Below are 14,306 nucleotides of genomic sequence, written 5' to 3'. Positions count from 1 at the left end.
GGTATTTTGCATACACTTGAGCTTCACCAGTATAAGACAGGGTATGACATGATAACAACTAACTCGGCATCCGGACTTCCCACCTTGCGCGGCGATGCCCGCGTCATCGGCCTGGTGGGGCTGGCGCATGGCGTGTCGCACTTTTATCACCTGATCCTCGCGGCCCTGTTCGTCTGGCTGAAACCCGCCTTCGACCTGTCGTATGCGGAACTGGGCTTGCTGATGACGGTGTTCTTCATCATCTCGGGCGTGGGGCAGGCGCTGGCCGGCTTTGTCGTCGACCGTTTCGGCGCGCGTGCCGTGCTGTTTTCCGGCATTTTCTTGCTGGGCGTGTCGGCGCTGGCCCTGTCCACCGCCCACAGCTATGCGGCGCTGATGCTGGGCGCCATGCTGGCCGGCATGGGCAACAGCGTGTTCCATCCGGCCGACTACACGATCCTAAACCAGCGCGTGTCGGCGGCCCGCGTGGCGTACGGCTTTTCCGTGCATGGCATCAGCGGCAACATCGGCTGGGCCCTGGCGCCCCTGTTCATGACGTATGTCGCCACCAACTACGACTGGCGGGTGGCCTTGCAATGCGCGGCCGTGCTGCCGTTCGGCGTGCTGCTGATCCTGTTCCTGAACCGCCACGCCATCCGCCCCGAACCCGTGAAACAGGCCGCGCCGGGCCAGGCCGCCGGCGGTGAAGGCACGCTGGACTTCCTGCGCCTGCCTGCCGTGTGGATGTGCTTTGCTTTCTTCTTCATTACCGCCATCGCCCTGGGCGGCATTCAGAGCTTTGCCAGCGTGGCCCTCGTCAAGCTGTACGGCATGAGCCTGGCGCTGGCCACGAGCGCCTACACGGCCTATATGCTGGCCTCGGCCGTGGGCATGCTGGCCGGCGGCGTGGTGGGCGCGCGCAGCAAGCAGCCGGACCGCAACGTGGCGATCGCCTTTGCCGCCGCCGCGCTGCTGGCCGTGCTGCTGGCCATGGCCGTCGTGCCGGCCTGGGGCGCGGTGGTGCTGATGGGCGCCATCGGCCTGATGTCGGGCGTGGCGGGGCCGTCGCGCGACCTGATGATACGCGCGGCGGCGCCGAAGAATGCCACCGGGCGCGTGTATGGCGTCGTGTATTCGGGGCTCGACAGCGGCCTGGCCGTGGGCCCTCTGTTCTTTGGCGCGCTGATGGATGGCGACCATCCGGCCATGCTGTTCGTCTTCATCGGCCTGTTCCAGGCGCTGGCGATCGCCACGGCCGTGGGCGTGGGCGGCAAAACACGTGCCGCGGCGCTGCAAAAGGCATAGAATCGTTGCCATCTGCCACGAAAGGAATCCCCATGACCTTTGCCACCACCGACCTGTGCGACGACTATGCAGCCATGCTGGACGATGGCACCCTGGCCGTGCTGCCGCCCGTGTACCGCGCCTTCGGCCAGCGCGTGCGCTTCAGCGGCCCCGCCACCACCCTGCACGTGTTCGAAGACAACGCCCTCGTGCGCAGCACCCTGGAAGCGCCGGGCCAGGGCCATGTGCTGGTGATCGATGGCGGCGGCAGCCTGCGCCGCGCCCTGGTGGGCGGCCAGCTGGGCGTGCTGGCCGAAAGCAACGGCTGGGCCGGCATCGTCGTCGATGGCTGCATCCGCGACAGCGAGGAAATCAATGTCTGCCAGATCGGCGTGCGCGCCCTGGCCACGCATCCGCGCAAGAGCAACAAGACGGGCGCCGGCCAGCGCGACGTGCGCGTGCAGATCAGCGGCGTGGCCGTGCATCCGGGCGACTGGATCTACGCCGATGCGGATGGCATCCTGGTGGCACGGCAAGAGCTTGATTGAGCTGTCGCCCTCCGGAGGAGGGGGGGAGGGCGCCTGAAGACGTTGCAAATTGCTCACATTAAATATATTTTTGCAAAGTTCTTGGATTTTCATCCTGGCTGCGATATGATTTTACTTAAGGTAACTTTAATGCCAATAAGGCAAGGAAATCAACTCATGAAAATCGCCACCATCGCAGCCGTTGTCGCCCTGTTTGCTGCCGGCACCGCCAGCGCCAGCCCCGTCAACCTGATCACGAATGGCAATTTTGAAACAGTTGCTTCCGGCTATACCTTCGACAGCGGCTTTAAAGTCGTCAACAGCGGTTCGTCGGCCATCACGGGCTGGACCGTGGGCGCCAGTTCCGTCGACCTGATCCGCAATGCGTATAACGCCATCAACGGCTACAGCGTCGATTTGCTGGGTACGCCAGGTCCGGGTTTCCTGTCGCAAAATTTCAGCGTCGTTGCCGGCCAGACGTATAGCCTGACCTTTGACATGGCGCGCAATTCCGGCGGCCCCGCAGGCCAGGGCGTGAGCGTCAATTTCGGTGGCGTGGTGGGGGATTTCTACTCGACGGCCGCCGCCTCGAACACCTTGTACAGCAACACCCTGAGTTTCACGGCCGCTTCCACGGGCCTGGCGACCCTGTCGTTTGCCAGCGCCGCCAAGGCCGGCACGCCGTTCGACAATTACTCGGGCGCCGTGATCGACAATGTTTCCGTGATGGCCGCCGTGCCGGAACCGGAAACCTACGCCATGCTGCTGGCCGGCCTGGGCCTGATGGGTTTCCTGCGCCGCCGCAAGGCCGCCAAGTAATTCCAGCTTTGCGCCACGTCAAAACCGCCTGCGGCCATGCCCAGGCGGTTTTTGTTTCCCAGGCGGTTTTTGTTTTTCAGGGAGCTGGTGCTGCATCGGTATCTCCCCGCAACGGACAGGCGGCCGCCTGCGGCTCCATCCGCCGCGCCAGTTCGCCGCGCAACTGCGTCAAGCCGGCGATGCGCGCATCGATGTCGGCCAGCTTGCGCGCCAGCGCCGCGCGCAGCAGGTCCGCCATGGCCGGATCGCCTGCGCCGGCCAGCAGCGGCATGTCGGCCTCGATTTCCGCCAGCGTAAAACCCAGCTGCTGCGCCGTGCGCAGGTAGCGCAGCCAGTCCGCCGCTTCGGGCGGATAGTCGCGGTAGCCATTCGCGCCGCGCCGCGCGCGCAGCAAGCCCCGCTTTTCATAGAAGCGCAGGGTATCGCGGCTCAAGCCCGTCGCCTGCGCCATCTCGCCGATCTGCATGGAAATATTCCTTCATAAAATGCTTGACCATGGAGTGTACTCCAGCCTTGAGAATGGATGCTTTCCATACACAGGAGTTGCCATGTTGTCCGTTTCCGCCTTCCGCCGCGTGGTGCGCGCCAGCGCCATTTACGATGTGCTCATGATTGCCCCGTTTACCACGCCGTGGACGTTCCTGCTCATGCGCGAGCACTTGAATGCCCTCAACCTAGGCCTGGGCGGCGCGCCACTGCCTGTGTTCGAACCCTTGCATTTGCTCATCAGCAGCATGATGGGCAGCGTGGTGATGGTCTGGTCGGTGCTGCGCATGCTCGATCCGCAGCCGCGCTTCGGCCGCTACGACGCCGTGGCCCGCTACCTGTTTTCCACCTGGATGGCGTGGGCCTTGCTCATGACGGGCCAGCCCCTGCTGTGGCTATTCCTCGTGCCGGAGCTGGCCTGGGGCCTCGCGCAAAGCTTGCCGGTGCGCCGCAGCGAGGGTGGGCCGGAAGGGCGCGCGCGCGAATCGCTGTTGAGATGACGATAACGAAATGCAATAATGGCCGTGCTCGCAGTGCAACAATGACTGCAATGAACGACTATTAAGGGAATGACTATGCAGCAGGATGCCGCAGGAAAAAACATGGCGTTGCTCGATCCGGTGGTGGCGCCGCGTATCGCGGTGACGCGCCTGGTGACGGGCCTGCTGCAAGGCTTGCTGCTGTACTGGCTGTACAGCACGGCGCAAGACAAGGTGTGGCCCGCCACGGAAGCCTACCTGCTGGGTCCGTTGATGCTGATCAGCTTGCTGTTGCCCATCCTGCTGGTGTCCAGCCTGGGCCACATGTCCCTCAAGCGCATCGCCCTGTGGATGGCCGGCGCGGCCGTCGTGCTGGCCGTGCTGGCCTGGCACGACGTGGCGCGTGGCGCTGAGCACGTGATTTGGGGCAACTACAAGCCGGGCGCGCCGCTGCGCGTGATTTCCGCCCAGCTGTTCGGTTTTTGCGTGGTGGGGTTTTATATCGCCCACGCGCTGGTGCTGGCCAGCGCCCAGGATGGCCGGCGCATCGCCCGCTACCCGACCTACTTTGAAATCGCCTGGAAGCTGGGCATCCAGCTGCTGTTTTCCCTGCTGTTCGTGCTGGGCCTGTGGCTGGTGCTGTGGCTGGGCGGGCAATTGTTCCTGCTGATTAAGCTCAGTTTCCTGAAAAAGCTGCTGGGCCAGGCCTGGTTCGTGATTCCCGTCATCTGCTTCGCGTTTTCATTTGCCATCCACATCACCGACGTGCGCCCATCCATCGTGCGGGGCATCCGCACCTTGCTGCTGGTGCTGCTGTCGTGGCTGATGCCGATCGCCGCCGTGCTCGTCTCCGGTTTCCTGCTGACCTTGCCTTTCATCGGCTTCGAGCGCCTGTGGGCCACGCGCCATGCGGCGTCCGTGCTGCTGGGCATGGCCGGCGTGCTGGTGGTGCTGATCAATGCCGCCTTCCAGAACGGCGAAGTGGGCCATGGCGTGGCGCGCGGCATCCGCCTGGGCACGCGCCTGGCTTGCCTGCTGCTGCCATGGGTGGTGGGCATCGCCATCTATGCATTGACCTTGCGCGTGATGTCGCACGGCTGGACGTCCGACCGCCTGATCGCTGCCGCCTGCCTGCTGGTCGCCACCTGCTACGCGGCCGGCTATGCCTGGGCGGCCAGCAAGTATGGCGACTGGCTGCACCTGATCGCCAACGTCAACGTGGCCACCGCCTTCGTGACCCTGCTGGTGCTGTTCGCCCTGTTCTCGCCGCTGGCGGACCCGGCGCGCATTTCCGTGGCCAGCCAGATGGCGCGCCTGGACAGCGGCAAGGTGGGCGTGGACAAGTTCGATTTCGAATACCTGCGCTTCCAGGGTGCCCGCTATGGCCAGGCGGCCCTGCAGGAATTGACGAAACGCACGACGGGCCCGGATGCGGCCATCGTGCGGGCGCGCGCCGACGCCATGCTCAAGCGCCAGAATCGCCTCGACGAGACGGGCGCGCTGAGCGACGTGTCGATCAACCTGACCCTGCGTCCGGCGACGGCGAAGCTGCCGGACAGTTTCCTGCGCCAGGACTGGACGCAAGTGGGCCCCGCCTGGCGCCTGCCCGCCTGCTTGAAGCGGGCAGGGCCGCAGTGCGACGCCTACCTGCTCGATTTCGATGGCGACGGTAAGCAGGACGTGTTGCTGATCAGCAATGATCCGCGCGCCTCGTCGGTGTTGCTGGCGGAAAAAGAAGACGGCAGCTGGACGGCGCGCGGGCAAATCCCCACCGATGCCCTGCGCTGCAAGCCCCTGCGCGAGAAGCTGCAAGCGGGCCAGTTCCAGCTGGTGACGCCGAAGGTACGCGAGCTGGAAGTGGATGGCCAGCGCGTGCCGATGACCTTGTATACGCCGGAGGACGAGGTCAGCTGCCCGGATGAAACGGCGCCGGCCCCGTAGATGGCACGAGGAGGGCGCGCAGCGGGGCTTGCAGCGCGGCTTGCAGCGCGGGACCGAACCGCCAGCGTGCCCTGAAGGCAGCAACGTCGTGCACTGCATCATTCCGACGGTCCCGTATCGGCGGAAGCTGCGAATGACGATGGCCGGCCGGAGGCTGCCACTGAAGCGTTGAATCTGACAGCGCTGGCCGAAGCGCCCTTCTGGCGAGAGCAGATCGGACGGAAGCGGAGGTTGTCTGCTTCCCTCATCGAGGTGATTTGATTTTTCTGCAATATGTTGCGCAATATATTGTATGATTGGATTTCACCGAGGGGGAACATCAGAATGCGTTATCACTTATGTCTGCTTCAAACGCTGTCGGCCTTGTCCATCATGTGCGCACCGGGCGCCTTTGCCGGGGAGCCTGGCCTTTCGCGCAATGAAAAGAGCGAGATCATCGCCTCCCTCAATAGCACCTTGAATGCAAACTACGCGTTTCCGGACATCGCAAGAAAAATTGCGCCGGTGCTTCAGGAGCATCTGACCAAGGGCGATTATGACTCGGCGACGACGCAGGCAGAGTTTGCGGGCAAGCTGACGGACGACCTCGTCAAAGTCAGCGGCGACCTGCATTTCTTCGTGGGCGCCGACCCAGCATGGATCGCGGAATTCAAGGCAAAGGCCGACCCGACGCTCAAGGCCAAGATACGCAAAGAAGAATTGAGCAGGCTGGAGGAGACCAATTTCGGTTTCGACGAGGTCGCTCGCCTGAAGGGAAATATCGGCTATCTACGCTTCAGCTATTTTGCCGATCCGGAACTTGCCCATGATACGGCGGCGTCCGTTATGCGCTTCGTCGGCAATACGGACGCCCTCATCATCGATTTGCGCTATAACAATGGCGGACATCTGGAAATGGCGCAGTTTCTGGCGAGCTATTTCTTCTCCAGCGAGAAAGACCAGCTGCTCTTTGACTATTACTATAACGAGGATGGCAAGCGTATCCAGCGCGGGCAATGGGTGCTGCCGGGCCTGCCGGGCAAGCGCATGGTGGACAAGCCCGTGTATATCCTGACCGGCTCCACGTCGTTTTCCTCCGCAGAATGGTTTTCCTATGCGATGAAGAAGCTCGGGCGAGCGACGCTGATCGGGGAGCGCACCGCCGGTGGTGCGCATCCGGTGGCACGCAAGCCGCTCAACGACGAGTTCTTCGTGCAAGTGCCGATCGGCCAGATCCAGGATCCCGTGGACCATGGCGATTTCGAAGGAACCGGCGTGCAACCCGATATTCCAAGCCCGTCCATCCGCGCGCTGCCTCTGGCGCACAAGCTGGCGCTTGAACATCTGGCGAAGACCGATGAGGCCAGGCGAACCGAACTTGCCTGGCTGCTCCCCAGCTTGACGGCAGCGATCGAGCGCCCGCATGTCGATGCTGGGCTGTTGACGCAAGCCGCCGGAAAATATGAAGGCCGCCAGCTTGTCCTGGACAAGGGCGCGCTCTACACTATCTGGCGCGACCGGTTTCGCGTCGCGCTGGAGCCGATCGGTCCCGACCTGTTTGCGGTGGAAGGCGTGTCGGATTTTCGATACCGCTTGAATGTTTCGCGCGGGAAAGTGACGGCGCTGGAACGCGTGAACCAGGACGGCAGCATCCAGAGGTACAAGCGCCTTGACTGAGAAGACATCTCACCCGGCCGCGATCGATGACGCCGTGTTTCTCGGCCGCGCCATCGAACGGCTGAGCGTCCTGATCGCTGAGCAATCCAAGACCGTCTTCGACACGATGGGGATCGTCATCCCGGTGCGTTCGTGTTCGCTGATGACTGTTCTTGCGACGCTCGGCACGGCCTCGGCCTCGGACCTGGCGCGCGAACTCGGACATTCGCACCAGCTGGTCATGCAAAAGATACCCAAGCTGCTCCGCCTGGGCCTGATACAGCATCGGAACGATGACAATGATGCCCGGCGACGGGTATTCATGCCCACTGATGAGGGTTTGTCGCAGCTGGCGAAATTCGGGCAGTGCACGGTGCTGATACGGGCGGCCTACGCCGGCTTGTTTGCCGAGGTGGGGGACGTGAGGCAATTCGTGGATCGGGCCGCCGATGCCCTCCACGCGAAGCCGCTGGACAAACGCATCGATTCCCCGGGCTGACGCAGACGGTGTCCGCTTCAGGCCGCGAACAGAGCTTTCCGCATGCTTGTCCGGGCGGGGGGGGGCGCTGTAGCAGTCGTTCGACTGATACAGCATGTGCTTGTATGCGTCGCCTTGTGCCTTGTCCCTGGCGTGCCGCGCTTCTAGACTGGGGCCTTCTCCACCTTGCGACTGCCTGCCATGACCGAACTCTTGCCCCTGATGAGCTATTGCTTCGTGATGTCCGCCACGCCCGGACCGAACAACGTCATGCTGGCCACCACCGGCGCCAATTTCGGCTATCGCGGCGCGCTGCCGGTGATCCTCGGCATCCAGGCCGGCATCTTCGTGCAGACCGTGCTCATGTGCGTGGGGCTGGGCAGCGTGTTCGTCGCGTACCCGATGGCGCAGCAGGTGCTGCGGATCGCGGGCGCGCTGTACCTGATATTCCTGGCCTGGAAGCTGGCCGGCGCCTCGGTGGCGGGAAGCAGCGCGCCGAAGGCCGTGTCGTTTGCGCAGGCGGCGCTGTTTCAGGCGCTGAATCCCAAGAGCTGGCTCAAGGCGGTCACCATGGCGTCCGTCTTCATGCCTGCGCAGGGCAATATGCTCGCCAGCGCGCTGCTGGTGTCCGCGACCGGCACCGTGGTGGGCACGCCGTGCAACGCCATGTGGGCGCTGTTCGGCGTCTCGATCCGCAGCGTGCTGAAAGCGCCCCGCAACCAGCGCATCTTCAATCTGGCGATGGGGGCCGTCCTGCTGGTCCTCGCCGTGCTGTTTTTGCGCTAGACTGCCACCCATGTTCGCCATCGACCGCTCCTCGCCCATCGCCCTGTTCCAGCAGATCGAGGCCGCATTGCGCCAGCAGATCGCGCAACGCGTCCTGCCCGGCGGGACCAGGCTGCCGTCGATCCGCCAGCTCGCCACGCAGCTCGCGGTGAGCACCAACACCGTGGTGGTGGCGTACGACAGGCTGGTGGCCGCAGGCGTCATCGATACCCACGGCACGACGGGCTTCTTCGTTTGCACGCCAGCTGACGCCGGCAGCGCCATTCCCGACGAGGTGGCGCTGGAAGCGGGCCAGGAGCAGGAGCCGGTGTGGCTGAGCCAGCAAGTGAACGACCAGCGTCCGGGCGTGATATTGGCCAGCAGCGGCGCCTTGCCGCCCACCTGGCTGCAGGATGCGCTGCCGGCGGCCGCCGTGCAGCGCGGCCTGGCGCGCAGCGCGGCCGGCATGGCCTCGCGCTGTCCGCCGCAAGGGCTGGCCGAACTGCGCGAGCAGATCGCGCTGCTGTTGCGCGGCATCGGCGTCGCCGCGGACGCCAGCCACATCCTCACCACGTTCGGCGGCACCCATGCAATCGATCTGATCTGCCGCACGTTTTTGCAGCCCGGCGATACGGTGCTGGTGGAAGACCCCGGATATTTCCTGATGTTCGGCAGGCTGCGCCAGGACGGCGTGCGCCTGGTGCCCATCAGGCGCCGCCCCGATGGCCTCGACCTGGACGAACTGGAAGCGGCCTGCCGCGCGCACCGTCCGCGCCTGCTGTTCGTGCAGACGGCCTTGCACAACCCCACCGGGTGGAGCAGCAGCGCCGCCAACTTGCACAAGGTGCTGATCATGGCGCAGCAGCATGGCTTCCTGATCGCCGAAGACGACGTGCACGGCCATTTCCAGCCCGGCCACAGCACGCGGCTGGCATCGCTGTCCGGACTGGACGGTGTGATCTACTACTCCAGCCTGTGCAAGGCGCTGAGCCCGGCCCTGCGCATGGGCTACCTGGCCGCGGCGCCCGCCTTGCTCAAGCTGCTGATGCGCACCAAGATCCACGCCATCATGACTTTGCCTGCGCTGAACGAATACGTTTTGCTGGAAGTGCTCAAGGCCGGCAACCTGCGCAAGCACCTGGAGCGGCTGCAACGCAAGATCATGGTGGCGCGCAACGCCAGCACGCGGCAATTGAGCGCGGCCGGCGTGCTGTTCGAGCAACCCGGCGACGCCGGCATTTTCCTGTGGGGCAGCATGCCCGAAGGGCTGGACGTGGACTTGCTGGTGCAGGACGCCTACCGCAACAAGATCCTGCTGATGCGCGGCGCCGCCTTCTCGGCCAACGACACGCCCGACCAGCACATCCGCTTCAACGTCGCCTTCAGCCAGCATCCCCGCGTGAGCGCCTACCTTGAAGAGCGCCTGCGCGCGGTGGCTGGCGCACGCTCAAGCCTGGCCCGCGCCAGCGCCGCCGCCAGCCTCGGGAGCAAGTCCTGAGCATGGTCTGCGCCTTTCCTTGTCATTTGTTGATATTCTGGAGGGGTTCTTTTTTCGCCAGCGTGTCAATTTGGTATGCCGCCACCCGTCGCCGGGACGGCGCACCGGTTGCCCATTCCACTTTCACCAGGGAAACAAGGAAGCGCCATGAACAAACAGATCATCCTCAACCTGCCCGTGAAGGACCTGGAGAAATCCAGGGCCTTCTTTTCCGCCCTCGGGTTTACCTTCAATTCCCGCTTCAGCGGCGAGAACGCGGCCTTCATGAACATCGTCGACGACACCATCCAGGCCATGCTGACGACCGAAGCCTTCTTCCAGTCCCTGATCGGCAAGCCGGTGGCGAAGGCAAAGGAGGCCAATGAAGTGGTCATTTGCCTCAGTTGCGAAAGCCGGGAAGAGGTGGACAGCCTGATCGCCAGGGCCAAGGCCGCCGGTGGCCGCATACCGCATCCGCCGGAAGACCATGGCTTCATGTATGACCAGGGCTTCGAGGATATCGATGGCCACCTGTGGAACCTGGTCTGGACGGCGCCGGAAGCTTGAAGCAAACGGGCCGTATCAGTTTTTCGTGCGCACCTGGCGCACGTGGTTTTCCAGTTCGCTGAACGAGGGGCGTTCCGTGGCGGAAATGACCTTGCGGCCGAATTCCACGGCCAGCGCCGGCGCGTAGCCGTTCAGGCTGGCCAGCAGGGTCACTTTCACGCACTGGTACATCTTTGCCGTTTCATGGTGCTTGCGGCGCAGCAAGCTGGCCAGCGGCGCGATGAAGCCATAGGCCAGCAGGATGCCGATGAAGGTGCCCACCAGCGCCTGCGCGATCAGCACGCCCAGCTCGGCCGGCGGCAAGCCGACGGAGGCCATCGTGTGTACCACGCCCATCACGGCGGCCACGATGCCGAAGGCGGGCATGGCGTCGGCCAGCTGCGAAATCGTCTGGATCGGCATTTCCGCATCTTCATGGTGCGTCTCGATCTCGTTATCCATCAGGTTTTCGATCTGATAAGCATCCATATTGCCCGACACCATCAGGCGCAGATAATCGGTAATGAATTCCAGGATGTGCTCGTCACCGAGCGTGTACGGGTATTTCACGAAGATGGGGCTGCGGTACGGGTCGTCGATATCGTCCTCGACCGACATCAAGCCTTCCTTGCGGATCTTGCTGAGGATTTCATACATCAGCCCCATCAGTTCCATATAGCGCGCCTTCGTGTATTGCGAGCCGTGGAACAGGGTGGGGATGGCCGCGAACGTGGCGCGGATGGCCTTGGCGTCGTTGCCGACAAAGAAGGTGCCCAGCGCCGCGCCGCCGATCATCAGCAGTTCCAGCGGCTGGAACAGGGCCGCCAAATGGCCGCCCTGCATGGCGAAGCCGCCGAAGACGGAAAACAGCACGACGAGAAATCCGAGTATGACTAGCAAAACCTACTCCTTCATAATATTGCCATATCGCAATATTGTAGTGTAACCCGATTTGCCTGCGGTAGCCGCGTCCGGCTGCAGCTGCTGGATGAGAAAATTGATAAAAGCGCGCACTTTGGCGGGCAATTGGTGGCGGCTCGGATAATAGGCGTACAGGTCGGCCGGCGCCAGCGCGTAATCGTCCAGCACCACGCGCAGGCGGCCGCTGTCGAGGTAGCGGGCCAGGTCCCATTCCGAGCGCAGCAGGATGCCGTGCCCGTCCAGGGCCCAGCCCAGCACCACGTCGCCATCGTTGCTGGCCACCGTGCCGCGCACCTTCACCGTGTGGGTGGCACGCCCTTTGCTCAAGCGCCAGATGCCGTAGGCGTCATCGTTTTGCCGGTGCACGATGCAGCGGTGCTGCGCCAGCTCGTCCGGGGTGCGCGGCGTGCCGTGCGCCTGCAGGTAGGCGGGCGAGGCGCACAGAAAGCGCCGGTTCGACATGATCTTGCGCGCCGACAAACGCGTGTCGGGCAAGTCGCCGAAGCGGATGCCCAGGTCGTACGCCTGCTCGACCAGGTTGATGGGGCTGTCCGTCAGCTGCAGCTGCACTTCCAGCTGCGGGTGGCGCAGGGCGAATTGCGACAGCAGGGGCGCGATCACCGTGCGGCCGAAACCCAAGGTGGCATTCACGCGCAGCAACCCCTTGGGTTCGGCGCTGCCGCTGGCCAGCGACTCTTCCATGGCGCGGATATCGTCGAGGATCTGCCGCGCCTGCTGCAGATAACTTTCGCCATCGCCCGTCAGGCTGATGCGCCGCGTGCTGCGGTTCAGCAGGCGCACGCCCAGGCGCTGCTCCATCAGCACCAGCCGTTTGCTGACGGCGGGCGGCGTGATGCCCAGCTCGCGCGCCGTGGCCGACAGGCTGCCCAGCTTGGCCAGCAGCACAAAGAAGGCCATTTCCGTGGTGGCGTCGCTTTTCATTGTTAACTTCAAGTGAAGAATGGTTTAAATTACTATCGATTATACGATTACGTATCGCGGTTAAGCTGGCGTCACCATTCAAGCACAGGAGACCCGCATGAAAATCGTCGAGATCCGCGAAAAGACCATCCCCATCTCTTCCCCCATCCGCAACGCCTACATCGATTTCACCAAGATGACGTTAAGCCTGGTGGCCGTCGTCACGGATGTGATGCGCGACGGCAAGCCCGTCGTCGGCTACGGCTTCAATTCGAATGGCCGCTACGGCCAGGGCATGCTGATGCGCGAGCGCTTCATCCCGCGCATCCTCGACGCCGATCCGGCCAGCCTCGTGACGGATGACGGCGCCAACCTCGACCCGCACAAGGTGTGGGATTGCATGTACACCAATGAAAAGCCGGGCGGCCACGGCGAGCGCTCGGTAGCCATCGGCACCATCGACATGGCCATCTGGGATGCCGTGGCGAAGATCGAGAACAAGCCCCTGTTCCAGCTGCTGGCCGAACGCCACGGCACGGGCGTGCCCGACAAAAAAGTGTTCGTGTATGCGGCGGGCGGCTATTACTATCCGGGCCAGAGCCTGTCTGCTTTGCAGGACGAGATGCGCAGTTATATCGACCGCGGCTACACGGTGGTCAAGAAAAAGATCGGCGGCGCTTCGCTGGATGAAGACTTGCGCCGCATCGACGCCATCATGGACGTGCTGCAGGACGGCCAGAAGCTGTGCGTGGATGCCAACGGCCGTTTCGACCTGGACACCTCGATCGCCTACGCCAAGGCGCTGCGCCAGTACGACCTGTTCTGGTATGAAGAGGCGGGCGATCCGCTCGACTTCGAGTTGCAAGCGACCTTGCGCAGCTATTACGACAAGCCGATGGCGACGGGCGAAAACCTGTTTTCCATGCAGGATGCGCGCAACCTGATCCGCTACGGCGGCATGCGCGCCGACCGCGACTGGCTGCAGTTCGATTGCGCCCTCAGCTACGGCCTGGTGGAATACCTGCGCACCCTGGACATGTTGCACCAGCACGGCTGGTCGCGCAGCCGCTGCATCCCGCATGGCGGCCACCAGATGTCCCTGAATATCGCGGCAGGGCTGGGCCTGGGCGGCAATGAATCGTATCCGGACTTATTTCAGCCGTTCGGCGGCTTCCCCGACGGCGTCAGAGTGGAAAACGGCCACATCACCATGCCGGACCTGGTCGGCATCGGCTTCGAGGGCAAGGCGAACCTGTATGCGGAAATGCGCGCGCTGAGCGGGCAATAGGCTCAGGCCGGCGCCTGGCGTTTCACCTGCGCGGCGGGGCTGCTCTTTTCCCAGCGGAACAGCCACATGATGACCAGCTTGGTCGTGGCGCTGACGCAGGCCAGCAGCAGCAAGGGCCAGCCGGTTTCCAGCCCCATGACGCAGGCGAAGAAGATGGTGCTGGCATCCATGGCGAGGATGAACTGGCTCATTTTCAGGGAGACGGCGCCCGTCTTGCCGGAGCGCCAGATCAAGCGGATCTGGTGCGCGTAGCCCTGCGCCAGCAGCACGGTGACGGCGACGAGCAGGCCTTGCGAGATTACGCGCTTTTCATCGCTGAAGGTGGGGCCGAAGGCCAGCCCCGCCATGCCCGCGCCCAGCAATAGCGCGCAGGCCAGCAGCGCATTGCGCGATGTCAAGCTGCGGCGGTCGCGGTGGATTTCATACAGGATGGCCAGCGCGATCAGCGAGGCGACCAGGCGGGGCCAGACGATGTAGTGGTTGAACGGCGTGATCGAGTAGCCGTACACAAAGAACGCGCAATACGCGAGGAAGCTGACGGTGAATTGGTTGATGGACAGGATGTCGGTCGTCTTGCCGGCGCCGATGCCGGCATCGCGCTTGCGCTGCCAGATTTTTTGCAGCTGCGACCACAGGCCGTACAGGCTGACGACGATGAAGAGGGAATTGAGGCTGCCGGCAAGGGCGTACAGGGAAGGGGGCTGCAAGGTATCTCCAGGGAAAGCCAAGGCGCCGCCATGACAGGCCGCCTTGTCTATAC

Annotated in this window: 15 protein-coding genes; 11 read left to right on the top strand and 4 right to left on the bottom strand. The window is 63.7% G+C overall.

Annotated features, from left to right (window positions below; all coding sequences use genetic code 11):
- Window positions 1-48: 48 nt before the first annotated feature.
- From O3299_RS11770 to O3299_RS11760, 3 genes are all read left to right on the top strand, one after another.
- Window positions 49-1,284: an MFS transporter gene (locus O3299_RS11770; RefSeq protein WP_305062384.1), complete on the top strand. Its 1,236-nt coding sequence runs from the start codon at window positions 49-51 to the stop codon at window positions 1,282-1,284.
- A gap of 32 nt (window positions 1,285-1,316) precedes the next feature.
- Window positions 1,317-1,811 (top strand): ribonuclease E activity regulator RraA, encoded by a 495-nt coding sequence (gene rraA, locus O3299_RS11765; RefSeq protein ID WP_289910761.1) that lies wholly within the window; start codon window positions 1,317-1,319, stop codon window positions 1,809-1,811.
- 156 nt (window positions 1,812-1,967) lie between these two features.
- Window positions 1,968-2,609 (top strand): choice-of-anchor C family PEP-CTERM protein, encoded by a 642-nt coding sequence (locus tag O3299_RS11760; protein WP_251351617.1) that lies wholly within the window; start codon window positions 1,968-1,970, stop codon window positions 2,607-2,609.
- 76 nt (window positions 2,610-2,685) lie between these two features.
- Here O3299_RS11760 and O3299_RS11755 read toward each other — a convergent pair whose 3' ends face one another.
- Window positions 2,686-3,075, bottom strand: a complete 390-nt coding sequence (locus tag O3299_RS11755) for a MerR family transcriptional regulator (RefSeq protein WP_305062383.1) — start codon at window positions 3,073-3,075, stop codon at window positions 2,686-2,688.
- Window positions 3,076-3,157: 82 nt separating this feature from the next.
- Here O3299_RS11755 and O3299_RS11750 point away from each other — a divergent pair, with 82 nt between their 5' ends.
- The 7 genes from O3299_RS11750 (at window position 3,158) to O3299_RS11720 (ending at window position 10,437) form a co-directional block, all read left to right on the top strand.
- Entirely contained in the window at window positions 3,158-3,595 is a 438-nt protein-coding gene (locus O3299_RS11750; protein ID WP_305062381.1) for a hypothetical protein, read from the top strand.
- A gap of 102 nt (window positions 3,596-3,697) precedes the next feature.
- The gene (locus tag O3299_RS11745) at window positions 3,698-5,515 is read left to right on the top strand and encodes a DUF4153 domain-containing protein (RefSeq protein WP_305062380.1); all 1,818 of its coding nucleotides are present in this window, start codon (window positions 3,698-3,700) and stop codon (window positions 5,513-5,515) included.
- A 324-nt stretch (window positions 5,516-5,839) separates the two neighbouring features.
- Window positions 5,840-7,171, top strand: coding sequence for a S41 family peptidase (locus O3299_RS11740; RefSeq protein ID WP_305062379.1), 1,332 nt, complete (start codon window positions 5,840-5,842; stop codon window positions 7,169-7,171).
- Window positions 7,164-7,649 carry a MarR family winged helix-turn-helix transcriptional regulator gene (locus O3299_RS11735; RefSeq protein WP_305062378.1) on the top strand — a complete coding sequence of 162 codons (486 nt, stop codon included), beginning with the start codon at window positions 7,164-7,166 and terminating at the stop codon, window positions 7,647-7,649. Before O3299_RS11740 ends, O3299_RS11735 begins: the two co-directional genes overlap by 8 nt.
- Window positions 7,650-7,829: 180 nt before the next feature.
- Window positions 7,830-8,414 carry a LysE family translocator gene (locus O3299_RS11730; protein WP_289904286.1) on the top strand — a complete coding sequence of 195 codons (585 nt, stop codon included), beginning with the start codon at window positions 7,830-7,832 and terminating at the stop codon, window positions 8,412-8,414.
- A 10-nt stretch (window positions 8,415-8,424) separates the two neighbouring features.
- Entirely contained in the window at window positions 8,425-9,891 is a 1,467-nt protein-coding gene (locus O3299_RS11725) for a PLP-dependent aminotransferase family protein (RefSeq protein ID WP_305062377.1), read from the top strand.
- A gap of 147 nt (window positions 9,892-10,038) precedes the next feature.
- Window positions 10,039-10,437: a VOC family protein gene (locus O3299_RS11720; RefSeq protein WP_289904288.1), complete on the top strand. Its 399-nt coding sequence runs from the start codon at window positions 10,039-10,041 to the stop codon at window positions 10,435-10,437.
- A gap of 15 nt (window positions 10,438-10,452) precedes the next feature.
- Here O3299_RS11720 and motA read toward each other — a convergent pair whose 3' ends face one another.
- Both motA and O3299_RS11710 read right to left on the bottom strand, forming a co-directional pair.
- Window positions 10,453-11,316 carry a flagellar motor stator protein MotA gene (motA, locus tag O3299_RS11715; protein WP_077406831.1) on the bottom strand — a complete coding sequence of 288 codons (864 nt, stop codon included), beginning with the start codon at window positions 11,314-11,316 and terminating at the stop codon, window positions 10,453-10,455.
- A gap of 3 nt (window positions 11,317-11,319) precedes the next feature.
- Window positions 11,320-12,279: a LysR family transcriptional regulator gene (locus tag O3299_RS11710; protein ID WP_289904290.1), complete on the bottom strand. Its 960-nt coding sequence runs from the start codon at window positions 12,277-12,279 to the stop codon at window positions 11,320-11,322.
- Window positions 12,280-12,376: 97 nt separating this feature from the next.
- Here O3299_RS11710 and O3299_RS11705 point away from each other — a divergent pair, with 97 nt between their 5' ends.
- Window positions 12,377-13,546: a mandelate racemase/muconate lactonizing enzyme family protein gene (locus O3299_RS11705; RefSeq protein ID WP_305062376.1), complete on the top strand. Its 1,170-nt coding sequence runs from the start codon at window positions 12,377-12,379 to the stop codon at window positions 13,544-13,546.
- A 2-nt stretch (window positions 13,547-13,548) separates the two neighbouring features.
- Here O3299_RS11705 and O3299_RS11700 read toward each other — a convergent pair whose 3' ends face one another.
- Entirely contained in the window at window positions 13,549-14,253 is a 705-nt protein-coding gene (locus O3299_RS11700; RefSeq protein ID WP_305062375.1) for a hypothetical protein, read from the bottom strand.
- Window positions 14,254-14,306 lie beyond the last annotated feature (53 nt).

The sequence above is a fragment of the Janthinobacterium sp. SUN176 genome, from assembly GCF_030587335.1.
Classification (GTDB): Bacteria; Pseudomonadota; Gammaproteobacteria; order Burkholderiales; family Burkholderiaceae_D; genus Janthinobacterium; species Janthinobacterium kumbetense.
Note: the sequence above shows the minus strand (reverse complement) of the source record. Positions and strands in the feature narration are given on the sequence as shown.